This is a genomic window from Mycobacterium europaeum, from assembly GCF_034555895.2.
Taxonomy (GTDB): Bacteria; Actinomycetota; Actinomycetes; order Mycobacteriales; family Mycobacteriaceae; genus Mycobacterium; species Mycobacterium europaeum.
Window position 1 is genome coordinate 5,246,853 of the sequence record NZ_CP157315.1, and the last position, 22,767, is coordinate 5,269,619.

The window sequence follows — 22,767 nt, forward strand, 5'->3', positions numbered from 1 at the left end:
AATTATGAAATCGCGGTGTGTGCCGGTCTACGGCGGCGGCTGTCCCGGCGGAGGCGGCGGTGCCAGCAGCGGAATGGTGATCGGCGGCAGGCCCGGGATCTCCACCACCTGCGAGCCGACCGGTGGCGCGCCGTCCGGCGGCGGCGGGGGGGCCGGCGGAATGCCGTTGCTGACCTGGATGGTGATGATCGACCCGGGAATTGTCGCGCCGCTCGGCGTCGTTCCGACCACCTCGCCCTGCTTGGCGCTGCTGTTGACGAAGTTGTTCTGGTCGGCGACCTGGAAGCCCGCCTCCTTGAGGCGTGACCGTGCCGCGTCGATGTCCAGGCCGGCGACGCTGGGCACCCGCGACCCGGGCGACCCGTCGACGTACCGCGGATCGGTGGGGGGCAACTGCACCGGCCCGAAGTTGGTGGCGATCGGCTTCATCGCCGTGAACCAGGTGCGGGCCGGCTCGTTACCGCCGTACAGGTCGCCCTCGGCGCAGTGGCGCAGCGGCGACGAGCACAGGTCGGTGGGCGTCGTGGAGTCGTCGTAGATGTAGTTGGCCGCCGCGTAGTGGCTGGTGAACCCCACGAACCCGGAGGAGCGGTGCGCCTCCGTGGTGCCGGTCTTGCCGGACACCGGCAGGTTCCACCCGGCGGCGGCGGCCGAACCGGCCGCCGTGCCACCGCCGAGCGCGTCCTTGCTCATCGCGTTGGCCAGCGTGTTCGCCAGGCCCTCGGGCACCACCTGATCGCAGGTCTCGGTGGTCACCGCGACCTCGTTGCCGTGCCGGTCGATCAGCTTGTCGATCGGATTCGCCGGGCACCACGTGCCCCCGGAGCCCAGCGTGGCCGCGACGTTGGACAGCTCCAGCGCGTTGACCTCGATGGGGCCCAGGGTGAACGACCCGATGTTCTGCCGCTTGACGAAGTCGGCCAGGCTTTCGTTGCTGTCGGGGTTGTAGTCGCGGGCCGTGCCGGGGTCGGCGTAGGACCGCAGCCCGAGCTTGATCGCCATGTCCACCGTGCGGGTCACCCCGACCTGCTGGATCAGCTTGGCGAACGCGGTGTTGGGCGAGGTGGCCAGCGCGTCGGTCACGTTCATCGACCCGCGGTAGTTGCCGGCGTTGACCACGCACCAGGTGTCCTTGGGGCAGCCCTTGGCGCCGCCGCTACCCATGCCCTTGGCCTGGAACCGGCCCGGCACCTCGAGCGTGGCGTTGATACCCATGCCCATGTCCAGGGCGGCGGCCGTGGTGAAGATCTTGAAGACCGACCCCGCGCCATCGCCGACCAACGAGAAGGGCTGCGGGCGCATGGTTTCGCCGGCGTCGAGGTTCAGCCCGTAGGTCCGGTTACTGGCCATCGCCATCACCTTGTGCGAGGTCTTCCCCGGCTGGATCACGCTCATCACGCTGGAGATCCCCGGCAGCGTCGGGCTGGCGAACTGGTCGATGGCCGACTTGACCGGGATCTGCACGTCGGGGTCCAGCGTGGTGCGGATCAGATACCCGCCGCGGGCCACCTGTTCTTTGCTGATACCGGCGCGGGACAGGTACTCCTGGACGTAGTCACAGAAGAACGCGCGGTCGCCGGCCGCGATGCAGCCGCGCGGCAGTTCGTTGGGCTGCGGCAGTACGCCCAGCGGGGTGGCCTTGGCGGCGCGCAGCGCGTCGGCCTCCTGCGGGATGTTCTCGATCATGGTGTCCAGCACCAGGTTTCGCCGTGCCAGCGCGCCCTCGGGATTGGTGTAGGGGTTGAGCGCGCTTGTTGACTGCACCATGCCCGCCAACAGCGCCGCCTGCTGCCAGTTGAGGTCGGACGCGTTGATGCCGAAGTAGGTCTGGGCCGCGTCCTGCACGCCGAACGAGCCGTTGCCGAAGGACACCAGGTTCAGGTAGCGGGTGAGGATCTCGGGCTTGGTGAAGGTCTTGTCCAGGGTGAGTGCCATCCGGATCTCACGCAGCTTGCGCGCCGGGGTGGTCTCCACCGCGGCGCGCTTCTCGGCGTCGGTCTTGGCCGTCACCAGCAACTGATAGTTCTTGATGTACTGCTGCTCGATCGTCGAACCGCCCCGGGTGTCGACGTCACCGCGCGCGTAGCCGGCCAGCCCGGTCAGCGTGCCCTTCCAGTCCACCCCGTTGTGCTCGGCGAACCGCTTGTCCTCGATGGACACGATCGCCAGCTTCATCGTGTTGGCGATCTTGTCGCTGGGCACCTCGAACCGGCGCTGGGAGTACAGCCACGCGATGGTGTTGCCCTTCGCGTCGACCATCGTCGACACCGCGGGTATCTCGCCCTCGAGGAGTTGGGCCGAGCCGTTCGCGACGACTTCGGAGGCGCGGTTGGACATCAGGCCCATTCCGCCCGCGAACGGAAACATCAGCGCCGTGGCGACGACGCCGGCCAGCAAGCAGTACCCCGCAAGCTTGAGGATCGTGAAGAAGGCCGGGGGGCGGTCTGACATGGCTACTACAGTAGCGGCCCCCAGTCACGCCGCCACGCTGCGAGTTCGTCCGGATTTTGCCCGGTCATCGACCAGCGCTTTACGCGCCGGGCCGCGATAAAATTGTCGCGTGCGTCAGCGGCCCGCCCCGGGTGACGTGTGCAAGATCACTTCTTCGCCTATGGTTCTAGGCCGAGACGGCACGCCCGTCCCAAAAAAAGCGTTATCGGACTGTTGCGCAATTGGCAGCTGACCACCTAACTTAGACACACGGTGAGATTCAGGTAACACCGATGTACACAGTGTGGCGTAGATCGCAGGTGAGATCTGCACCCGGAGGGCGGTCGCGAGAGCGGCCGGTAGGGAAGGGACCAGCTCGTGTCAGGAACACGACCTGCGGCACGTAGGACAAACATTGCGGCCGCGCAAGGGGTACTCCGCAGCGTTGACGCCGAAGAACGGATCGCCTGGGTTTCCAAAGCACTGTGCCGGACCACCGACCCGGACGAACTCTTCGTCCGGGGAGCCGCCCAACGTAAAGCCGCCGTCATCTGCCGGCACTGCCCGGTCATGCAGGAGTGCGGCGCGGACGCGCTGGACAACAAAGTCGAGTTCGGCGTCTGGGGCGGCATGACGGAACGTCAGCGTCGCGCCCTGCTCAAGCAGCACCCCGAGGTGGTGTCGTGGGCGGACTTCTTCGACAAGAGGAGAACCCGCAGCGTCGGCTGAGCCAAGGGTTCGCCCGGGTCCCTCAGCGGACCGCCGCGTCGCCGGTGGAAGTGATCTGGTCGGCCAGCGCGCGCAGCGCTTCCAGGTCCGACACGTCGAACGGCAGCGAAGGCACCCCGATGACCGGCACGTGCGGATTGGCCCCGGTGAAGCGGGACAGCAACCTGATCTCCCGCTTGGCGGTCTGCGCGCGGTCGGCGTGAATCCTCAGCACGGCCGCGGCCAACGACGCCGCCTCGGAATCCCGTTCGGCCTCCAAGGTCTCGAATCCGTCGATGGCCCGCTCGGCGGGTAACGAGCACAACGTCGGGTGGGTGCGATTCAAGACCAGCCCCGCGAGCGGCATCCCCTCCTGGGACAACCGGTCGACGAAGAAGGAGGCCTCGCGCAGTGCGTCGGGTTCGGCCGCCGACACCACGACGAACTGGGTGCCGCGCCGCTTCAGCAGCGCGTAGGTACGGTCGGCCTTCTCCCGGAAACCACCGAAGGTGGCGTCCAGTGACTGTACGAACGCCGCCGCATCGCTCAACATCTGCGAGCCGAGCACGGTGGACATCGCCTTCATCGCCAAACCCATTGCGCCCGTAACCAATCGGCCTATGCCCCGGCCCGGCGCGAGCAGCAGCCGCCACAACCGGCTGTCCATGAAGCTGCCCAGTCGTTTCGGCGCGTCCAGGAAGTCCAGAGCGTTGCGCGACGGCGGCGTGTCCACCACCACCAGGTCCCAGCGGTCCTGCGCCAACAGCTGACCCAGCTTCTCCATCGCCATGTACTCCTGCGTGCCGGCGAGCGAGCTGGCGACGGTCTGATAGAACTGGTTGTCCAAAATCGCTTGCGCCCGCCCGTTTCCGGAGTACTGGAGCACCATCTCGTCAAACGTGCGGCGCATGTCGAGCATCATCGCGTGCAACTCGCCGGGAACCTCGGGCGCCAGGGGCACCCGCTGGGGGGTGTTGCCAAGGTCGTTGACCCCCAGCGCTTGCGCCAGCCGCTTGGCCGGGTCGATCGTCAACACGCAGACGTTGCGGCCGTATTCGGCCGCGCGCAACGCCATGGCGGCCGCGGTGGTGGTTTTCCCCACCCCGCCGGCGCCGCAGCACACCACCACCCGGTTGGACGTGTCGGCCAAGATGGCCGCCATATCAAGCCTATTCGGTGCGGTGATCATCGAACCCCCTGGTGCGCAAGCGATTCCGAAAGCTCGTAGAGGCTTCCGAGGTCGACGCCGTCGGAGATCGCCGGCAGTTCCAGCCGCGGCACCTGCAACGCATCCAGCTGCTGCGCGATCTCGGCCCGCGCTGCGATCACCGCCGCATGCTCGATGGTTTCGGTCAGCAGCCCGGCGAAGTCGGTGTCGTTCAGCTTGATCCCGGCCATCTCCAACCCCGCGCGCAGTGAGTCCGCGTCGACGTGTCCCTCGGCGGCCTTGGCCAGGTCGGCCGGCTGCAGGTGAGACGGGATGTTGCGGTTGACGATCACGCTGCCGATCGGCAGCTCCATCTCGGCGAGTTCCTCGATGGCCTCCAGCGTCTCCTGCACCGGCAGCGCCTCCAGCAGGGTCACCAGGTGAATGGCGGTCTGCTCGGAGTGCAGCAGCTTCACCACACCCTCGCTCTGCGAGTGCACCGGGCCGCCCTTGGCCAGATCCGACACGGCCTTGGTGACGTCCAGGAAGCGCGCGATCCGCCCCGTCGGCGGGGCGTCGACGACCACCGCGTCGTAGACCGGGAGCCGGTTTTTATCGACGCGCACCACCGACTCCTTGATCTTTCCGGTGAGCAGCACGTCGCGCAGACCGGGCGCGATCGTCGTCGCGAACTCGATCGCGCCGATGCGCCGCATCGCCCGCCCGGCGATGCCGAGGTTGTAGAACATGTCCAGGTATTCCAGGAACGCGGCCTCGATGTCGATCGCCAGTGCGTTGACCTGACCGCCCCGTTCGGCGGTGGCGATCTTGACCTCCTGGTAGGGCAGCGGCGGAACGTCGAAGAGTTGCGCGATGCCTTGTCGCCCTTCGACTTCCACGAGGAGCACCTTGCGGCCTCCGGCTGCCAGGGTCAGTGCCAGTGCGGCCGCAATCGTCGACTTGCCCGTACCGCCTTTGCCGGTGACGAAATGCAGGCGGGCTTTAGACAGCCGCGCCGGCCAGCCGACGGCGCCGCCGCCGCTCGATGTGTTTGCCACCTTCGCATGCTAGCCCGACCGGCGCCCGGGCCACGGGCAGGCCAGAGCCGTTCACATCCGACCGATAAGCTCGCGCCATGAGCCAACCGACCGCATGGGAATACGTCACCGTCCCGCTGCTGACGCACGCCACCAAACAGATTCTCGACCAGTGGGGTGCCGACGGATGGGAACTGGTGTCCGTGCTGCCCGGTCCCACCGGCGAGCAACACGTCGCGTATCTGAAGCGCCCGAAGTAGATGACCGCGTCGGCCCGGCTCGCGCAACTCGGCGTCGCGCTTCCGGAGGTGGTGGCGCCGCTGGCCGCCTACGTGCCCGCGGTGCGAACGGGTGACTTGGTCTACACCGCCGGCCAGCTACCGATGCGGGCCGGGCAGCTGGCCGGGACCGGCAAGGTCGGGGCGCAGGTCAGCATGGAAGAGGGCAAGGCGATGGCGCGGATCTGCGCGCTCAACGCCCTGGCGGCCGTCGATTCGGTGGTGGGCATCGACGCGGTGACCCGGGTGGTCAAGGTCGTCGGCTTCGTCGCCTCCGCCCCGGGTTTCAACGGCCAGCCCGGCGTCATCAACGGGGCTTCCGAGCTGCTGGCCGAGGTGTTCGGCGATGACGGCGCGCACGCGCGGTCGGCGGTCGGCGTGTCCGAGCTGCCGCTGGATGCGCCGGTGGAAGTCGAGCTGATCGTGGAGGTCGGCTCACGACCGTGACCGCCGCACCCGAGTCGCTGAGCCATCCCGCCTACGGCAGGCTGCGGGCGGTGACCGACACCGCCTCGGTCCTGCTGGCCGACAACCCCGGATTGCTGACGCTCGAGGGCACCAACACCTGGGTGTTGCGCGGCAAGGGCAGCGACGAGATGGTCGTCGTCGATCCGGGGCCGGACGACGACGACCACATCGACCGGGTCGCCGCGCTGGGCCGCATCTCGCTGGTGCTGATCAGTCATCGGCACGGCGACCACACCGACGGCATCGACAAGCTGGTCGAGCGGACCGGGGCGACGGTGCGCTCGGCGGGCAGTGGGTTCTTGCGCGGCCTCGGCGGTCACCTCGCCGACGGGGAGGTGATCGACGCGGCCGGCCTGAAGATCAAGGTGATGGCCACCCCCGGCCACACCGCCGACTCCTTCTCATTCCTGCTCGACGACGCGGTGCTCACCGCGGACAGCGTGCTGGGCCGCGGCACCACCGTCATAGATTCCGAAGACGGCAGCCTGGCCGACTACCTCGAGTCGCTGCGCCGGCTGCGCGGCCTCGGGCACCGGACGGTGCTGCCCGGTCACGGGCCGGAGCTGGCCGACCTGGAGGCCGTCGCGTCTGGCTACCTGACGCACCGCCACGAAAGACTCGAGCAGGTCCGCGCCGCGCTGCGGGACATCGGCGACGACGCCACCGCACGCCAGGTCGTCGAACACGTCTATGTCGACGTCGACGAGAAACTCTGGGACGCGGCCGAATGGTCGGTTCAGGCGCAGCTGGACTATTTGCAGCGCTGAACTCTCGCCGAAATCGACGCCATCGCGGAAAACGTCGAGAGAACGGGTCGATAACGTCGATCTCGGCGCAATTCGCGCGCTTACCTGGCGCGCTTACCTCGCTCGCTGTTGGATTTCTCGCTCGGTTGCGCCCGCGCTGCGCGCGCGCTTTGTCCGATTGCTCGACTCTCCCCCGCAAGCGGGAGGTGCCCCCACCTCGGTCCGCTACGCGGCCCGCATCGTCGTCAAGCTACCTCGCTCGGCGGGCCAGCCTTTCGGAGTCCGAAATCAGCACGCTTTTGCCCTCCAGGCGGATCCAGCCGCGGTGGGCGAAATCGGCCAGCGCCTTGTTCACCGTCTCCCGGGACGCGCCCACCAGCTGGGCGATCTCCTCCTGGGTCAGGTCGTGGGTGACCCGCATCGCGCCGCCCTCCTGGGTGCCGAAACGCTGGGCGAGCTGCAGCAGCTGCTTGGCCACCCGGCCGGGCACGTCGGTGAAGATGAGGTCGGCGAGGTTGTTGTTGGTGCGGCGCAGCCGTCGGGCCAGCACCCGCAGCAGCTGCTCGGCGATCTCGGGTCGGTCGGCGATCCAGGCACGCAACGCGTCGCGGTCCATCGACACCGCACGCACCTCGGTGATGGTGGTCGCGCTGGAAGTCCGCGGGCCCGGGTCGAAGATCGACAATTCCCCGAACATGTCCGAGGGGCCCATGATCGTCAGCAGGTTCTCCCTGCCGTCGGGAGACCGACGGCCGATCTTCACCTTCCCCGAGACGATGATGTACAGCCGATCGCCCGGCTCGCCCTCGGCGAAGACCGTGTGTCCACGGGGAAAGTCGACGGGTTGCAGTTGCTTCGTCAGCGCGGCGACGGCGCCGGGCTCAACCCCTTGGAAGATTCCTGCCCTTGCCAGGATCTCGTCCACATTGCCTCTTCAGATTTCCAATGATTGCGCTACGGGCAGGTAATCCCGTGCTCTCGCGTGCTGAGTCTAGCGGTAGGACATTTTGTCCAACGTGCAACGCTACACACGATTGACGTGTCGAGTGGCCTTAAACTGCGGATTGATCGGCGAATGCGCGTGTATTCGCGTCGGCAATGTCAGCTCGGCATGGTCGATGAAGCTGGCGGCAAACGACGGCGCCGCGTGCCGCGGCCGGGCCGTGATGCCGGCCAGCGCGGCCTCCGACAGTTCCCACGCCTCGCGCCGGTGCAGGTATTCGACCGCCTCGGGCATGCCCTCCCGGGCCAGGGTCCGCATGTCGACGAGCTCGACGCGCTCGAAGAGCTCGGTCACCGCCAGCACCGCGACGTCGTCGCGGGACAGGCCCCGTTCGAGCCGTCCCAAGCCGAGCGCCGCCAGCATCAGCAGCCCCGGAACGACGGCCACCAGCAACCATGACACAAGGAGAGTAAACATGGCCTCCAATCAACACGAGGTCTCGGCGAGATCACGAAATCAGTACTCTGTCGTAGGTGACAGCGGCTAAGTCGTCCGGGCGCACGAAGTCCACGTCGACACCTCCGGGCGGCGACGCTGCGCGGCGCTGGGCCGAGGAGACCCGGGTCGGCCTGGTGCGGCGCGCCCGCCGGATGAATCGGGCGCTGGCACAGGCCTTTCCGGACGCGCACTGCGAACTCGACTTCACCACGCCGCTCGAGCTGACGGTCGCCACCATTCTGTCCGCGCAGAGCACCGACAAACGGGTGAACCTGACGACGCCGGCGTTGTTCAAGCGGTACCCCTCGGCGCTGGACTACGCGCAAGCCGACCGCGACGAACTGGAGACCTTGATCCGTCCGACCGGGTTCTTCCGGAACAAGGCGACCTCGCTGATCGGCCTGGGGCAGGCGCTGGTCGAACGGTTCGACGGCGAGGTGCCCTCCACCATGGAGGAATTGGTGACGCTGCCGGGGGTGGGCCGCAAGACCGCCAACGTGATCCTGGGCAACGCCTTTGGCGTCCCCGGCATCACGGTCGACACCCACTTTGCGCGGCTGATGCATCGGTGGCGCTGGACCGCCGACAAGGACCCGGTCAGGATCGAGCGCGCGGCCGGCGAGCTGATCGAACGCAGCGAGTGGACCATGCTGAGCCACCGCGTGATCTTCCACGGCCGCCGGGTGTGCCACGCGCGCAAGCCGGCGTGCGGGGTGTGCCTGGTGGCCAAGGACTGCCCGTCCTTCGGCCTCGGGCCCACCGAGCCCCTGCTGGCCGCGCCGCTGGTCCGGGGCCCGGAAACCGAGCACCTGCTCGCCCTGGCCGGCCTGTAGGGCACGGCCTTGACGCGCACGACGCGCTGGACGATCGCGATCCTTGCGGTGGTGGCGGCGCTGACCGCGGCCCTGGTGGCCCAGCTGCACGACGAGTCCGCGACGCCGTCGAAGCCCGGCACAGCCGCGGACACCGGTGACCGCGAACATCGCGACGCCGACACGGCGGCGGCGCTGGCGGGCCCGCGGCAGCGGGCCGACCTCCCGCCGTGCCCCGCTGCCGGCGCCGCCCCCGGCCCCCGGGCGCTGCGCGGTGTCACCGCCGAGTGCGCCGCGGACGGTTCGGTCGTCGACGTCGCCCGCGCGCTCGCCGGGCGCCGGGTGGTCCTCAACCTGTGGGCGTACTGGTGCGCGCCGTGCGCGGCCGAACTGCCCGCGATGGCCGAGTATCAACGGCGCGCCGGACCGGACGTGACGGTGGTGACCGTGCACCAAGACGAGAACGAGACGGCGGCCTTGCTGCGCCTGGCCGAGCTGGGCGTTCGCCTGCCGACGCTGCAGGACGGTCGCCGTCGGATCGCGGCGGCGCTGGGGGTGGTAAACGTGATGCCTGCGACGGTGGTGCTGCGGCCGGACGGTAGCGTTGCCCAGATGCTGCCGCGGGCTTTCGGCAGTGCCGACGAGATCGCCGCAGCGGTCGGAAACGACAAGGGATAAGCCGTACATTGGACCGACTGGAGCGCCCGGTGACTGTTGGGGGCATGCCCCCGCCCGGGGAAGGCGGCACGCCGGCCGACGCGCGCGGGACGGTTCCGCTGACGCCGGACTCCTCGCCCGCGTGGCTGCGCCCCCTGGTCGACAACGTCGAGCGGATGCCCGACGCGTATCGGCGCCGGCTACCGGCCGACGTGCTGGCGATGATCACCGGCAAGACCGTGTCGGCGTTGAGCGGCAGCGGTCGCGAGGCCGCCGTCCTGGTGCTGTTCTCGGGTCCGGAGTCCGCGGCGGCCGACGGCGGCGTCCCCGACGACGCCGACCTGCTGGTCACCGTGCGGGCCTCGACGCTGCGCCACCATGCCGGGCAGGCGGCGTTTCCCGGCGGTGCCTCCGATCCCGTCGATGACGGTCCGGTGGCCACCGCCCTGCGCGAAGCCCGGGAGGAGACCGGGATCGACGTGTCCCGGCTGCGTCCCCTGGTCACCATGGAACGCACGTTCATCGCGCCGTCGCGGTTCCACGTCGTCCCGGTGCTGGCCTACTCGCCCGACCCCGGGCCGGTGAACGTCGTCAACGAGGCCGAAACCGCGATCGTGGCGCGGGTTCCGGTGCGCGCGTTCATCAATCCGGCCAACCGGCTGATGGTGTACCGGGGTGAGGCCGGCCGCCGGTGGGCCGGACCGGCGTTTCTGCTGAACGAGATGCTGGTCTGGGGATTCACTGGCCAGGTGATCTCCGCGATGCTCGACGTCGCCGGATGGGCCCGGCCGTGGGACACCACCGACTTCCGCGAGTTGGACGCGGCGATGGCGCTCGTGGGCGAGCAGGGCGGACCGCCGCGGTGAACATGAACTCGATGACCCCGTCGCAATGGCTTGACGTGGCCGTGCTCTCGGTCGCCTTCATCGCGGCCGTCTCGGGCTGGCGTTCCGGCGCGCTGGGCTCGTTGCTGTCGTTCGTCGGTGTCCTGCTGGGCGCGATCGCCGGTGTGCTGCTGGCCCCCCACCTCGTCAGCCACATCGCCGCGCCCCGGGCCAAGCTGTTCGCCGCCCTGTTCCTGATCCTGGCGCTGGTCGTCATCGGCGAGGTCGCGGGGGTGGTGCTGGGACGCGCGGTCCGCGGCGCGATCCGCAGCCGCCTGATCCGGACGGTGGACTCGTTCATCGGGGTGGGCGTTCAGGTGGTGGTGGTGTTGACCGCGGCCTGGCTGCTGGCGACGCCGCTGACCCAGTCCAAGGATCAGCCGGAGCTGGCCGCCGCGGTCCGCGGCTCGCGGGTGCTGGCCCAGGTCAACGAGGTCGCCCCGCCGTGGCTGAAGACGGTGCCCAAGCGGCTGTCGGCCTTGCTGAACACCTCGGGCCTGCCCGCGGTGCTCGAGCCGTTCAGCCGTACGCCGGTGATTCCGGTCGCCTCGCCCGACCCGGCGCTGGCCAACAACCCGGTGGTGCAGGCCACCGCGCCCAGCGTCGTCAAGGTGCGCAGCCTGGCGCCGAGCTGCCAGAAAGTGTTGGAGGGCAGCGGATTCGTGATCGCCCCGGACCGGGTGATGACGAACGCGCACGTGGTGGCCGGCTCCAACAGCGTGCAGATCTACGCCAGCGGAACCCCGCTGGACGCCACCGTCGTGTCCTACGACCCGTCGGTCGACATCGCCATCCTCGCGGTGCCCAACCTGCCGCCACCGCCGTTGGTGTTCGCGCAGAACGAGGCGAAGACCGGTACCAGCGTCGTGGTGCTGGGCTATCCGGGCGGCGGCAACTTCACCGCGACGCCGGCCCGCATCCGCGAGGTGATCAAGCTCAGCGGCCCCGACATCTACCGCGATCCCGCACCGGTGACCCGTGACGTCTACACCATCAGAGCCAATGTGGAGCAAGGGAATTCGGGTGGACCGCTGATCGACCTGAACGGTCAGGTGCTCGGCGTGGTGTTCGGTGCGGCCGTCGACGACCCGGACACCGGTTTCGTGTTGACGGCCGACGAGGTGGCCGGCCAGCTCGCCAAGATCGGCGACACCCGGCAGGTGAACACCGGGTCGTGCGTCAGCTGACCACCTGGTCGAGGAATCTCATCAAGTGTCTGTTGACATCCTCGGGCGCCTCTTCGTGGCTGAAATGCCCTGCGCCCGCGATGGATACGTACCGCCCCTGCGGGGCGTAGCGCTGCGTCCGGTCGACCGCGTCGGCCAGCACGTAGGGATCGGCGTCGCCGCGCAGGTGTAGCAGCGGCACGCCGAGCCGCTGGCACATCGACTTCATGAAGCGGCGGCCTTCGTCGCGCAGCTGACTGCGCACCGCCCAGCGCTGGTATTCCAGCGCGCAGTGCGCCGCCGAGGGGATCTGGATGGCCATCCGCAGGTGACGAATGGATTCGGAAAAGTCTTCGGAAGCAAGCCATTTGGCGCTGCTGCGACGCCGGACGAGGCGCTCGATCTCGGCCCCGTCGTCGCGGGTCAGCAGGCGCTCCGGCCAGATGGGCAGCTGGTAGCGCAGCAACGTCGGCAGCAGCGCGTAACCCTGGTCGCGCCGGGTCAGCGTGGACCGGCGCAGCGCCGCCGGGTGCGGCGAGCTGATCAGCGCGATGGCCGAGACCAGCCGCGCGTGCAGCAGCGCGGTCGCCCAGCAGGTCAGCCCGCCGTCGGCGTGACCGACCAGGGTCGCCGACGAGTGCCCCAGCGCGCGGATGAGGCCGGCGGTGTCGCCGGCGAGTGTCCAGCCGTCGTAGCCGCGGGGCGGCTTATCGCTGCCGCCATACCCGCGCAGGTCGACCGCGACCACCCGCGCCCCGGTCAGCCCACGCAGCTGATGACGCCACGACCACCAGAACGAACCGAAACCATGCAGCAACATCACCAGCGGGCGGGCGGTGGGCGGTGCGGCCGTGTCGGCGGCGGCGGGCAGGGCCTCGACGACGTGGAACCGGATGCCGTTGGCGTGCACGTCCAGGTGACGCCACGGCCCGTCGATGCGGGTGACCGACGGATCCGGCGGCGCCATCTACCAACCCGAGGGATCGGTTTCGGGCTTCTCGTGCTTGCCGTGCCCGGCGAGCTGCTTGGCCGCTCCCTGTGGTTTGTCGTGACCCGGGGTGAGCGCGGTGCGCGTCTCCTTGACCGATTCGATGGTCTCTCGCGGTCCCCGGATCCGGCGCACCTTGAGGAAGCCCAGCAGGGCCAGCAGGGCCCCGACCACCACCTGGATCCCGAACACGATCAGGAACGCCACCCACCGCCACAGCCAGGTGTCGAGCAGTTCGGCGACGAAGAAGAAGAAAAAGAAGGTGGAGTAGAACAGCACCACCAGCGCGGCGATGAAGAACACGCTGCCGGTCAGGCCCTTCTTGACGTCCCGGGTGATCTCCGCCCGGGCCAGTTCCACCTCGGCGCGCACCAGCGTGGAGACCTGCGTGGTCGCGTCCTTGATCAGGTCGCCGATCGACGGCTCGGCGGGCCGGGCGTGCGGGTCGGTCAGGGGGATCGTGGTCAGGGTGCTGGGCACACCGTTCTTGCCGTCGCCTTTGCTCACAGACGGTCCCCTCTTTCGTCATCGGCCGGGCTCTGTCGTCGCGGTTCATGTTGCCATGCGGCGCTTTGCCAGACGAGGCCAGCCGAGGGCGGCGACCGGACCGACCTCGATCGGGGCGACGATCTGGGCCCGCGCGACCGGTTCCGGCAACCGCGCGCAGCACGGCGTGCGAGACGTCCGGCCGACTAGACTGGCAAAGCCGGTCCGGGTCCGGCCTGTCGATGGGAGTGGTGCTGTGCAGACGGCGCACCGGTGCTTCGTGGCGGCAATGGCGGCGGTTTTCGTGGTTCTGGTGGGCTGCCCCCCACGCGCTGCGGCCGCCGACGTCAAGATCCCGATGGGCGGCGGCGCGGGAATCGTCATCAACGGCGACACGATGTGCACCCTGACGACCATCGGGGGCGATACCGCCGGCGATCTGATCGGTTTCACCTCCGCGCACTGCGGTGGTCCCGGCGCCAAGGTCGCCGCCGAGGGCGCCGAAAACGCCGGGATCCTGGGCACCATGGTGGCCGGCAACGACAACCTCGACTACGCGGTCATCAAATTCGATCCGGCCAAGGTGACCCCGACCGCCAACTACAACGGCTTCGTGATCAACGGCCTCGGCCCGGATCCGGCCTTCGGCGAGATCGCCTGCAAGCAGGGGCGCACCACCGGAAACTCGTGCGGCGTCACCTGGGGTCCGGGCCAGGACCCGGGCACCATCGTCATGCAGGTCTGCGGCCAGCCGGGTGACTCGGGGGCGCCGGTGACCGTCAACAGCATGCTGGTCGGCATGATCCACGGGGCGTTCAGCGACAACCTGCCGACCTGCGTCATCAAGTACATCCCGCTGCACACCCCGGCCGTGGTGCAGTCGTTCAACGCGATCCTGGCCGACATCAACACCAAGCATCGGCCCGGCGCGGGGTTCACGCCGCTACCGGCCTGAGGCGGCTACTTCGAGGCCTGGATCGCGTCGAACACGCTGGGGTCGAGCAGCGTCGACGTGTCACCCAGGTCCCGGTTCTCGGCGATGTCGCGCAGTAGCCTGCGCATGATCTTGCCGCTGCGCGTCTTGGGCAGCTCCGGCACCACGTGGATCTCACGCGGTTTGGCGATGGGCGAGATCTCCCGGGCCACCTCGGCGCGCAGCTCGTCGACGACCCCGTCGTGCACCTCGTACTCGGCGCACAAGACGACGAACGCGCAGACGGCTTGGCCCGTGGTCTCGTCGGTCTTTGCGACCACCGCGGCCTCGGCCACTCCGTAGTGGCCGACCAGCGCCGACTCCAGTTCGGCGCTGGAGAGCCGATGCCCGGACACGTTCATCACGTCGTCGATGCGGCCCACCACCCAGATGGCTCCGTCGCGGTCGTAATAGGCGCTGTCCCCGGCGAAATACCAGCCTTGCTCGGCGAATCTGGACCAGTAGGTCTCGACGTATCGCTCGGGATCACCCCAGATGCCGCGCAGCATGGACGGCCACGGTTGGTCCAACACCAGGTAGCCCGTCACGTGCTCGCCGTGGTGGACGCCCGGCACCAGTTCGTCGCCGTGGTCGTCGACGATCTTGGCCGAGATGCCCGGCAGCGCCCGCATCGCCGAACCGGGTTTGGCGGCGGCGACCCCGGGCAGGGGGGCGATCATCGCGGAGCCGGTCTCGGTCTGCCACCAGGTGTCCACGATGGGGAGGCGGTCCGCGCCGATCACCGTGCGGTACCAGCGCCAGGCCTCCGGGTTGATCGGTTCGCCGACCGATCCCAGCAGCCGCAGGCTGGACAGGTCGTGCGCGTCGGGGATCTCGTGACCCCACTTCATGAACGTCCGGATGAGCGTGGGCGCGGTGTAATAGATTGTCACACCGTACTTTTCGATGATCTCGAAGTGCCGGTGCTGGGTCGGTGTGTCGGGCGTGCCCTCGTAGAGAACCTGGGTGGCCCCATTGGACAGCGGGCCGTAGACACCGTAGGTGTGCCCGGTGACCCAGCCGATGTCGGCGGTGCACCAGAAGACGTCCTTCTCGGGCTTGAGGTCGAAGACGTAGTAGTGCGTGTAGGACGCCTGGGTCAGGTACCCACCGCTGGTGTGCACGATGCCCTTGGGTTTTCCGGTGGTGCCCGAGGTGTACAGCAGGAACAGCGGCTGCTCGGCGTCGAAGGGCTCCGGGGTGTGCTCGGGCGACGCGGCGTCGACGACGTCGTGCCACCACAGGTCGCGGTCGTCGTCCCACGACACGTCGATTCCGGTGCGCCGCACCACCAGGACGTGCTCGACGGGGCTGTCGCCGTCCGGGCCGGGCGCAACCGCCTCGTCCGCGGCGTCCTTCAGCGGCGCCGGTTTCCCGCGGCGGAACTGCCCGTCGCTGGTGATCAGCAACTTGGTCTGCGCATCGGCGATGCGGGCCCGTACCGCCTTCGCGGTGAAGCCGGCGAACACGACGCTGTGCATGATCCCCAGGCGGGCGCAGGCCAGCATCGCGATGACCGCTTCGGGGATCAGCGGCATGTAGATGGCGACGCGGTCACCGGCGACCAGACCCAGGTCGGTCAGTGCGTTGGCCGCCTTGCACACCTGCGCCTGCAGCTCGGAATAGGTCAGGCTGCGGCTGTCGCCGGGTTCGCCCTCCCAGTGGATCGCGACGCGGCCGCCGTTGCCCGCCTCCACGTGGCGGTCCACGCAGTTGTAGGCGACGTTGAGCCTGCCGTCGGCGAACCACTTGGCGAACGGGGCGTTCGACCAGTCCAGCACCTCGGTGAACGGCGTCGCCCAGGAGAGCCGACGGGCCTGCTTGGCCCAGAAGGCCAGCCGGTCCTCGTCGGCCTCGCGGTACAGCTCCTCGCCCGCGTTGGCCTGCGCGACGAACTCCGCGGACGGGGGATACGACGACGGGCCTACGGCGTCGGTGGCGGTCACTGGCTTCCTCCTGGTGTCGAGGCTCGTCGATCGTCAGAGAGCCTAGCCCCACAACGTGAAATGCGACGCTCGAAATGCAGGTCAAAGCGCGCCCCGATGGCGGATAATCACCGGTGTGCCGGGTCACGGGCGGCGCATCCGCCGACTAGTTCTCAGCTTTGCCTCGGCCGCAACGGGTTACGCGGCCACCGCCATGCTGGGGACTCCGGCGTGGGCCATGCCGACCGACACCGCCGACGAGCCGACCCCATGCTGGTCGGACCAGATCGCCGTCACCTCCTCGCCGGCTCAGGCCGCCGTCGGCCACCGCGCGACGACTCTGCTGTTCAGCCTCGCCGGCGGCGCGGAGCCCTGCACGTTGACCGGATACCCCGGGGTGGACTCGGGCGCCGGTGGGCCACTCATCCATGCGCAACCCACGCTGCGCGGCTACATGGGCGGCCTGCCGGGCGGCGCCGAGTCACCGCCGACGGTCATCCTGTCGCTGTCCAGCCAGGCGCAGGCCGTCGTGGAGGGCATCGCCATCGACGCCAACGGCGCGCCGTGCCCCACCTACACCGAACTGCTGGTCACCCCACCGGACACGACGGTGGTGCTGACCGTGCCGGCCGCCATCGACGTGTGCACGCTGCAGGTGCACCCCGTCACGCCCGTCTGAAGCGACGTCACGAGTCGGCTTGCGCCAGGCAGTAGACCCGCGGCGGCGTGGGGTACGCGTTGGCCTTTGTCCCCGGCGGACATTGCGTTTCGTCGGCGCTGCCGTCAATGCGCTTGTCGACCTTAAATCTTGCGAAGCGTGCTTCAGCGCAATCGATCGGTGTCCACGTCGTCGTCTTGCGCTGGTCGGTCCTCAGGTAGCAGAGCCCTTGTTTGAGGTTGGGGGCAAAACACAGTGTGTGGGATTCGTTGGTGAGGCGCGCGTATACGGAGTCGCCGCGTTTGTTGTCGGGGCAGGTCGCCGTCGGCCCGCCTGCGGCGGCGAGCTCATAGGTCGCCACAGGATCACCGCAGTCGGTCGGTTGGTTGAGCGAACCCATACGGACCTCGAATTCGGTGAAGCACTGACCTATTTCGGGCATCGCGGCTCTGGCCGATGGGGTTGGCTGGGCGGTCGTGAGCGAGCCACTATCGTCGCTCGACACGGCGCGCGTAGCGTGGAAGAAGATGTTCAGCCCGCCCAGCCCCAGCAGGACGGCGCCGACGGTGATCAGTGTGGTGGCCGACTTGCTCGTCGGCCGCCGCGGCGGCACGGCGGGCGGATAGCCCGGGAAGGGCGGCGGAGCGGGGTACGGGCCCGGATAGCCCATCGGCGGTGGGGGCGGATACGGATGGCCGGTGTTGTACGGCGGCGGGAACGGTGGACGTCTGCGCGAGCGCTCCAGCAGGCCGGCGACCAGACAGATCAATCCGGTTGCGGGAAGGCCGAACGTAAAGATCAGTTCCCCCGCTAGCAGACCCGGTCGGTCCGAAGCCAGATACACGACAGTCACGCCGCGATTCTAAATTCGCGGACCCGCGCCGGGCACTTCACCGCCGGGCGCGGCGGCAGGCCCTAGGGTCGGGTGTCATGCGTCGGATGCGGGCCTATGCGACGAGTGTGATCGTTGCCGGCTTCCTGGCGCTCGCGTCCCTGACCGCGTGCGGCGGCGGGGCGTTGAGCCCTGAGTCGGTGGTGGTCAACGGCGGGGAACCGCCGAATCCGTTGGTCCCGACCGGCACGAACGACAGCCTCGGCGGGCGGATCCTGGATCGGCTGTTCGCCGGCTTGGTGTCCTATGACGCCGCCGGCAAGCCGTCGCCGGAGGTGGCGCAATCGGTCGAGACCACCGACAACGTCAACTACCGGATCGTCCTCAAGCCCGGCTGGAAGTTCACCGACGGCTCGCCGGTGACGGCGCATTCATTCGTCAACGCGTGGAATTACGGGGCGCTGAGCACCAACGCCCAACTGCAGCAGAGCTTTTTCAGCCCGATCGTCGGTTACGACGACGTCGCGGCCGCCAAGCCGAGCGCGACCACCATGTCCGGGCTGCACGTGGTCAACGATCTCGAATTCGACGTGCGGCTCAAGGCGCCGACCGTCGACTTCACGTTGCGGCTGGGACACAACGCGTTCTACCCGTTACCGGACAGGGCTTTTCGGGATATGGCGGCGTTCGGCCGCAACCCGGTCGGCAACGGCCCATACGAATTGGCGGACGGTCCCGACGGGCCGGCCTGGGAACACAACGTCAAGATGGACTTGAAGCCCAATCCCGACTACCAGGGCAACCGAAAGCCGCACAACAAGGGCTTGCGTTTCGAGTTCTACGCGAACCTCGACACCGCCTATGCCGACCTGCTGTCCGGCAATCTGGATGTGCTGGACACGATTCCGTCCAGCGCGCTGACGATCTACAAGCGCGACCTGGGGGGCAACGCGGCCAGTGGACCCGTCGCGGTCAGCCAATCGCTCGACACGCCGTTGCGGCTGCCGCATTTCGGGGGCGAAGAGGGTCGGTTGCGCCGCTTGGCGTTGTCGGCGGCCATCAACCGCCCGCAGATCTGTCAGCAGATCTTCAACGGCACCCGCAGCCCGGCCCGGGATTTCACCGCCAGCTCGTTGCCCGGATTCGATCCCCACATCCCGGGTAACGACGCATTGGACTTCAAACCCGAACGGGCGCGCCAACTCTGGGCGCAGGCCAACGCGATCTCGCCATGGAGCGGGCGGTATTCAATCGCATACAACGCCGACAGCGGGCATCAAGAGTGGGTGGACGCGGTGGCCAACAGCATCAAGAACGTGCTGGGCATCGATGCCGTCGGCGCGCCGCACCCCACGTTCGCGGGCTTTCGCACCCAAATCACCAACCGCACCATCGATACCGCTTTCCGCGCGGGCTGGATCGGCGACTACCCGTCGATGATCGAGTTCGTGGCCCCGCTGTACGCCACCGGAGCGGGATCCAATGACGTTGGATACTCGAGCCGGGAGTTCGACGCCGGGCTGGCCGCCGCGGAGGCCGCCCCCAACCTGCAGCGGGCCGATGTGCTGGTCAACGAGGCCCAACGAATCCTATTGCGCGACATGCCTGCTGTGCCGCTGTGGTACTACATCGCGGTGGTCGGGTGGTCGCCGCAGGTCAGCGGCGTCAAGCTCACCTGGAACGGTCTGCCCGACTACGAGAACATCGTCAAGGCCTGAGCCATGGGCTGGTACATCGCGCGCCGGATCGCCGTCATGGTGCCCGTTTTCCTCGGTGCCACGCTGCTGGTCTACGGCATGGTGTTCCTGTTGCCGGGCGATCCCCTCGCCGCGATCGCCGGGGACCGTCCGCTCACCCCCGAGGTCGCCGCGCAGCTGCGGGCCCGCTACCACCTCGACGACCCGTTCGTCGTGCAGTACCTGCGCTACCTCGGCGGCGTGCTGCGCGGCGACTTGGGTCGGTCCTACTCCGGCCTGCCGGTGAGCGACGTTCTGGCGCATGCCTTTCCGGTCACGCTGCGGCTCGCGCTGATCGCGCTGGCCGTGGAGACGGTGCTGGGCATCGGTTTCGGGGTGATCGCCGGCCTGCGCACCGGTGGCCTGTTCGACGCGGGCGTGCTGATCACCGGTCTGGTCATCATCGCGGTGCCCATCTTCGTCCTGGGGTTCCTGGCCCAGTTCGTCTTCGGGGTGAAGCTGGGCATCGCGCCGGTCACGGTGGGCGAGCGGTCGACGTTTGGGCGCCTGCTGCTGCCCGGGTTTGTGCTGGGTTCGGTGTCGTTCGCCTACGTGGTGCGGTTGACCCGGTCCGCGGTGGCCGCGAACGCGCACGCCGACTACGTCCGCACCGCCACCGCCAAGGGGCTGTCCCGGCCGCGCGTGGTGACGGTGCACATCCTGCGCAATTCGCTGATCCCGGTCGTCACCTTCCTGGGGGCCGACCTGGGGTCGCTGATGGGCGGGGCCATTGTGACGGAGGGCATTTTCAACATCCACGGCGTCGGCGGTGTGCTGTATCAGGCCGTCACGCGGCAGGAGGCGCCGACCGTCGTGTCGATCGTGACGGTGCTGGTGGGGATCTACCTGATCACCAACCTGGCCGTCGACCTGCTGTATGCCGCCCTGGACCCGAGGATCCGGTATGGCTGAGCCGTCGGCCGGGCGCAGCGGCTTCTGGCGGGACACATGGCGTGGGTTGCGCGGGCGCCCGAAGTTCGTCATCGCCGGCCTGCTGATCCTGTTCGTCCTGCTCGTCGCGATGTTTCCGGCGCTGTTCACCGGGGCCGATCCGGCCTACGCCGACGCCGGCCAGAGCCTGCTCCCGCCATCGCGTGCGCACTGGTTCGGCACCGACCTGCAGGGCCACGACGTCTACGCCCGCACCGTCTACGGCGCGCGGGCCTCGGTCATCGTCGGAGTGGGGGCGGCGCTGGTGGTGTTCGTCGTCGGCGGCGCGCTCGGCGCGCTGGCCGGGTTCTACGGCGGCTGGGTCGACGCGGTGGTCTCGCGGGTCAGCGACGTGTTCTTCGGGTTGCCGCTGCTGCTCGCAGCGATCGTGCTCATGCAGGTGATGCGCCATCGCACGGTGTGGACGGTGATCGCCATCCTGGCGTTGTTCGGCTGGCCGCAGGTGGCCCGCATCGCGCGCGGATCGGTGCTGGCGGTGCGCGCGAGCGACTACGTCCTGGCTGCGAAAGCGCTGGGGCTGAGCCGCTTTCAAATTCTGCTGCGCCATGCGCTGCCCAACGCCCTGGGCCCGGTCATCGCGATGGCCACCCTCGTCCTGGGCGTTTTCATCGTCACCGAGGCGACGCTGTCCTACCTCGGTGTCGGGCTGCCGAGCACGGTGGTGTCCTGGGGCGGCGACATCAACCTCGCCCAGACTCGGCTGCGCGCCGGCTCGCCCATCCTGTTCTATCCGGCCGGCGCGCTGGCGATCACGGTGCTGGCCTTCATGATGATGGGCGACGCGTTGCGCGACGCCCTGGATCCGGCGTCCCGGGCGTGGCGCCCATGACCGGCGAACCGCTGCTGGCCGTCGAGGGCCTCGAGGTCCGCTTCGGCGACCAGGCCGCCGTGCGCGGCGTGGATCTGACGGTCCTGCCCGGCCACACCGTCGCGGTGGTGGGCGAATCGGGTTGCGGGAAATCCACCACGGCCGCGGCGATCCTCGGCCTGCTTGCGCCCGGTGGCCGAATCACCGCCGGGCGCATCCTCTTCGACGGATCCGACATCGCCGGGGCCGACCGCCGGACGCTGCGGGCGATCAGGGGCCGCGAGATCGGCTACATACCCCAGGACCCGATGGCCAATCTGAACCCCGTCTGGAAGGTCGGCTTCCAGGTCTCAGAAGCGCTGCGGGCCAACACCTCCGATCGCCGGACGCGGGAACGCGCGGTGGAGCTGCTGGCCCGGGCGGGCATGCCGGACCCGGCGAAGCAAGCGGGTCGCTACCCGCACCAGCTATCCGGTGGCATGTGCCAGCGGGCGCTGATCGCGATCGGGTTGGCGGGCCGGCCGAGGTTGCTGATCGCCGACGAGCCGACCTCCGCGCTGGACGTCACCGTGCAGCGCCAGGTACTCGACCACCTGCAGGGGCTCACCACCGAACTCGGCACCGCGTTGCTGCTGATCACCCACGACCTGGCGCTGGCCGCCGAACGCGCCGAGTCCGTGGTGGTGATGCGCGCGGGTGTGGTGGTGGAATCCGGTGCGGCGGAGTCGATCCTGCGCGACCCGCAACACGATTACACCCGGCGGCTGGTGGCCGCGGTGCCGTCGCTGTCGGTCACCAGGCCGGCCCGGACGACGGATCGCCGGCCGGCCGGCGACATCCTCGTCGCCTCGGGACTGACGAAGGTCTATCGTGAATCCCGCGGCGCTCCCTGGCGGCGAACGGAATTCCGTGCCGTCGACGGGGTTTCGTTTCGGTTGCGGCGGGCGAGCACGCTGGCCATCGCCGGTGAGTCGGGTTCTGGCAAGTCCACGCTGGCGCGAATGGTCCTCGGCCTGCTGCCGCCCACTTCGGGCACGGTCGTCTTCGACGGCGCCCGGGTCGACGCCGCACTGAACCGGGAGCAGCAGTTGGCCTTCCGGCGGCGGGTGCAGCCGGTGTTCCAGAACCCCTACAGCAGCCTGGATCCCATGTACACGGTGTCTCGGGCCGTCGAGGAGCCGCTGCGCATCCACCACGTCGGTGACCGACGGCAGCGCGAGCGCGCGGTGCGCGAACTGGTCGACCAGGTCGCGTTGCCGTCCTCGGTGTTGGGGCGGCTGCCCCGCGAGCTGTCGGGTGGGCAGCGGCAGCGGGTGGCAATCGCCCGGGCGCTGGCGTTGCGCCCGGAGGTGCTGGTGTGCGACGAGGCGGTCTCCGCGCTCGACGTGCTGGTGCAGGCGCAGATTCTGGAGTTGCTGGCCGGCCTGCAGGCCGAATTGGGCCTCGCCTACCTGTTCATCAGCCACGACCTGGCGGTCATCCGGCAGATCGCCGACGACGTCCTGGTGATGCGCGCCGGCCGCGTGGTCGAGCAAGCCCCGGCCGAGGAGCTGTTCACCCGGCCCCGGCACGAATACACCCGTCAGCTACTGGAGGCCATCCCGCGCGCGCCGGCGCCACCGGGATAGGTTGGCAA

At 68.9% G+C, this 22,767-nt stretch carries 23 protein-coding genes; 14 read left to right on the forward strand and 9 right to left on the reverse strand.

The genetic code is table 11. The annotated features are described in order from the left end of the window. Positions 1-27: 27 nt before the first annotated feature. Positions 28-2,451: a transglycosylase/D,D-transpeptidase PonA2 gene (gene ponA2, locus U8D42_RS24275; protein ID WP_322860769.1), complete on the reverse strand. Its 2,424-nt coding sequence runs from the start codon at positions 2,449-2,451 to the stop codon at positions 28-30. A 357-nt stretch (positions 2,452-2,808) separates the two neighbouring features. On the opposite strand from ponA2, the gene U8D42_RS24280 reads away from it, so the two are divergent. Next, positions 2,809-3,159, forward strand: coding sequence for a WhiB family transcriptional regulator (locus tag U8D42_RS24280; protein WP_065443482.1), 351 nt, complete (start codon positions 2,809-2,811; stop codon positions 3,157-3,159). Between the two features lie 22 nt (positions 3,160-3,181). Here U8D42_RS24280 and U8D42_RS24285 read toward each other — a convergent pair whose 3' ends face one another. Together U8D42_RS24285 and U8D42_RS24290 are read right to left on the reverse strand one after the other, a co-directional pair. Beyond that, positions 3,182-4,327, reverse strand: coding sequence for an ArsA family ATPase (locus U8D42_RS24285; protein WP_085241376.1), 1,146 nt, complete (start codon positions 4,325-4,327; stop codon positions 3,182-3,184). Then, positions 4,324-5,343: an ArsA family ATPase gene (locus U8D42_RS24290; protein ID WP_322860768.1), complete on the reverse strand. Its 1,020-nt coding sequence runs from the start codon at positions 5,341-5,343 to the stop codon at positions 4,324-4,326. Before U8D42_RS24290 ends, U8D42_RS24285 begins: the two co-directional genes overlap by 4 nt. A gap of 77 nt (positions 5,344-5,420) precedes the next feature. Between U8D42_RS24290 and U8D42_RS24295 the strand changes: the two genes are divergently transcribed. Genes U8D42_RS24295 through U8D42_RS24305 form a run of 3 tightly spaced genes read left to right on the forward strand, consistent with a single transcriptional unit; the run spans position 5,421 to position 6,835 of the window. Further along, positions 5,421-5,582, forward strand: a complete 162-nt coding sequence (locus U8D42_RS24295) for a DUF4177 domain-containing protein (RefSeq protein WP_007166633.1) — start codon at positions 5,421-5,423, stop codon at positions 5,580-5,582. Then, positions 5,583-6,047 (forward strand): RidA family protein, encoded by a 465-nt coding sequence (locus U8D42_RS24300; RefSeq protein WP_322860767.1) that lies wholly within the window; start codon positions 5,583-5,585, stop codon positions 6,045-6,047. Beyond that, the gene (locus U8D42_RS24305; protein WP_085241381.1) at positions 6,044-6,835 is read left to right on the forward strand and encodes an MBL fold metallo-hydrolase; all 792 of its coding nucleotides are present in this window, start codon (positions 6,044-6,046) and stop codon (positions 6,833-6,835) included. The genes U8D42_RS24300 and U8D42_RS24305 overlap by 4 nt, the downstream gene beginning before the upstream one ends. Before the next feature lie 229 nt (positions 6,836-7,064). Here the strand turns inward: U8D42_RS24305 and crp are convergent, their stop codons facing one another. Both crp and U8D42_RS24315 read right to left on the reverse strand, forming a co-directional pair. After that, a complete protein-coding gene (gene crp / locus U8D42_RS24310; protein ID WP_044508824.1) occupies positions 7,065-7,739 on the reverse strand; it encodes a cAMP-activated global transcriptional regulator CRP in 675 nt (224 codons plus the stop codon). Positions 7,740-7,838: 99 nt separating this feature from the next. After that, entirely contained in the window at positions 7,839-8,234 is a 396-nt protein-coding gene (locus U8D42_RS24315; protein ID WP_249025885.1) for a hypothetical protein, read from the reverse strand. 173 nt (positions 8,235-8,407) lie between these two features. Between U8D42_RS24315 and nth the strand changes: the two genes are divergently transcribed. Genes nth through marP form a run of 4 tightly spaced genes read left to right on the forward strand, consistent with a single transcriptional unit; the run spans position 8,408 to position 11,795 of the window. Further along, positions 8,408-9,088, forward strand: a complete 681-nt coding sequence (gene nth / locus U8D42_RS24320; RefSeq protein WP_085241384.1) for an endonuclease III — start codon at positions 8,408-8,410, stop codon at positions 9,086-9,088. 9 nt (positions 9,089-9,097) lie between these two features. Next, on the forward strand, positions 9,098-9,745 hold the full coding sequence (locus U8D42_RS24325) for a TlpA disulfide reductase family protein (protein WP_322860766.1): 648 nt from the start codon (positions 9,098-9,100) through the stop codon (positions 9,743-9,745). 29 nt (positions 9,746-9,774) lie between these two features. Continuing rightward, the gene (locus U8D42_RS24330) at positions 9,775-10,590 is read left to right on the forward strand and encodes an NUDIX hydrolase (RefSeq protein WP_431523811.1); all 816 of its coding nucleotides are present in this window, start codon (positions 9,775-9,777) and stop codon (positions 10,588-10,590) included. 11 nt (positions 10,591-10,601) lie between these two features. Further along, positions 10,602-11,795 (forward strand): acid resistance serine protease MarP, encoded by a 1,194-nt coding sequence (gene marP / locus U8D42_RS24335; RefSeq protein ID WP_090421339.1) that lies wholly within the window; start codon positions 10,602-10,604, stop codon positions 11,793-11,795. Here the strand turns inward: marP and U8D42_RS24340 are convergent. Both U8D42_RS24340 and U8D42_RS24345 read right to left on the reverse strand, forming a co-directional pair. Continuing rightward, positions 11,788-12,741: an alpha/beta fold hydrolase gene (locus U8D42_RS24340; RefSeq protein ID WP_322860764.1), complete on the reverse strand. Its 954-nt coding sequence runs from the start codon at positions 12,739-12,741 to the stop codon at positions 11,788-11,790. The genes marP and U8D42_RS24340 overlap by 8 nt on opposite strands. Beyond that, positions 12,742-13,269, reverse strand: a complete 528-nt coding sequence (locus U8D42_RS24345) for a phage holin family protein (protein WP_085241391.1) — start codon at positions 13,267-13,269, stop codon at positions 12,742-12,744. Positions 13,270-13,504: 235 nt separating this feature from the next. Here U8D42_RS24345 and U8D42_RS24350 point away from each other — a divergent pair, with 235 nt between their 5' ends. Further along, positions 13,505-14,203, forward strand: a complete 699-nt coding sequence (locus U8D42_RS24350; RefSeq protein WP_322860763.1) for a serine protease — start codon at positions 13,505-13,507, stop codon at positions 14,201-14,203. A gap of 5 nt (positions 14,204-14,208) precedes the next feature. Here the strand turns inward: U8D42_RS24350 and acs are convergent, their stop codons facing one another. Beyond that, a complete protein-coding gene (gene acs / locus U8D42_RS24355; protein WP_322860762.1) occupies positions 14,209-16,167 on the reverse strand; it encodes an acetate--CoA ligase in 1,959 nt (652 codons plus the stop codon). 115 nt (positions 16,168-16,282) lie between these two features. Between acs and U8D42_RS24360 the strand changes: the two genes are divergently transcribed. Continuing rightward, on the forward strand, positions 16,283-16,825 hold the full coding sequence (locus U8D42_RS24360) for a DUF4232 domain-containing protein (protein WP_322860761.1): 543 nt from the start codon (positions 16,283-16,285) through the stop codon (positions 16,823-16,825). Between the two features lie 7 nt (positions 16,826-16,832). Here U8D42_RS24360 and U8D42_RS24365 read toward each other — a convergent pair whose 3' ends face one another. Continuing rightward, entirely contained in the window at positions 16,833-17,657 is an 825-nt protein-coding gene (locus tag U8D42_RS24365) for an LppU/SCO3897 family protein (protein WP_322860760.1), read from the reverse strand. Positions 17,658-17,734: 77 nt separating this feature from the next. On the opposite strand from U8D42_RS24365, the gene U8D42_RS24370 reads away from it, so the two are divergent. From U8D42_RS24370 to U8D42_RS24385, 4 genes are read left to right on the forward strand one after another with little or no spacing between them, the layout of a single operon-like run. After that, positions 17,735-19,354 (forward strand): peptide ABC transporter substrate-binding protein, encoded by a 1,620-nt coding sequence (locus U8D42_RS24370; RefSeq protein WP_085241397.1) that lies wholly within the window; start codon positions 17,735-17,737, stop codon positions 19,352-19,354. Between the two features lie 3 nt (positions 19,355-19,357). Beyond that, positions 19,358-20,284 (forward strand): ABC transporter permease, encoded by a 927-nt coding sequence (locus U8D42_RS24375; protein ID WP_322860759.1) that lies wholly within the window; start codon positions 19,358-19,360, stop codon positions 20,282-20,284. After that, positions 20,277-21,152, forward strand: a complete 876-nt coding sequence (locus tag U8D42_RS24380; protein ID WP_322860758.1) for an ABC transporter permease — start codon at positions 20,277-20,279, stop codon at positions 21,150-21,152. The genes U8D42_RS24375 and U8D42_RS24380 overlap by 8 nt, the downstream gene beginning before the upstream one ends. After that, positions 21,149-22,759 (forward strand): ABC transporter ATP-binding protein, encoded by a 1,611-nt coding sequence (locus tag U8D42_RS24385; protein WP_322860757.1) that lies wholly within the window; start codon positions 21,149-21,151, stop codon positions 22,757-22,759. The genes U8D42_RS24380 and U8D42_RS24385 overlap by 4 nt, the downstream gene beginning before the upstream one ends. Positions 22,760-22,767 lie beyond the last annotated feature (8 nt).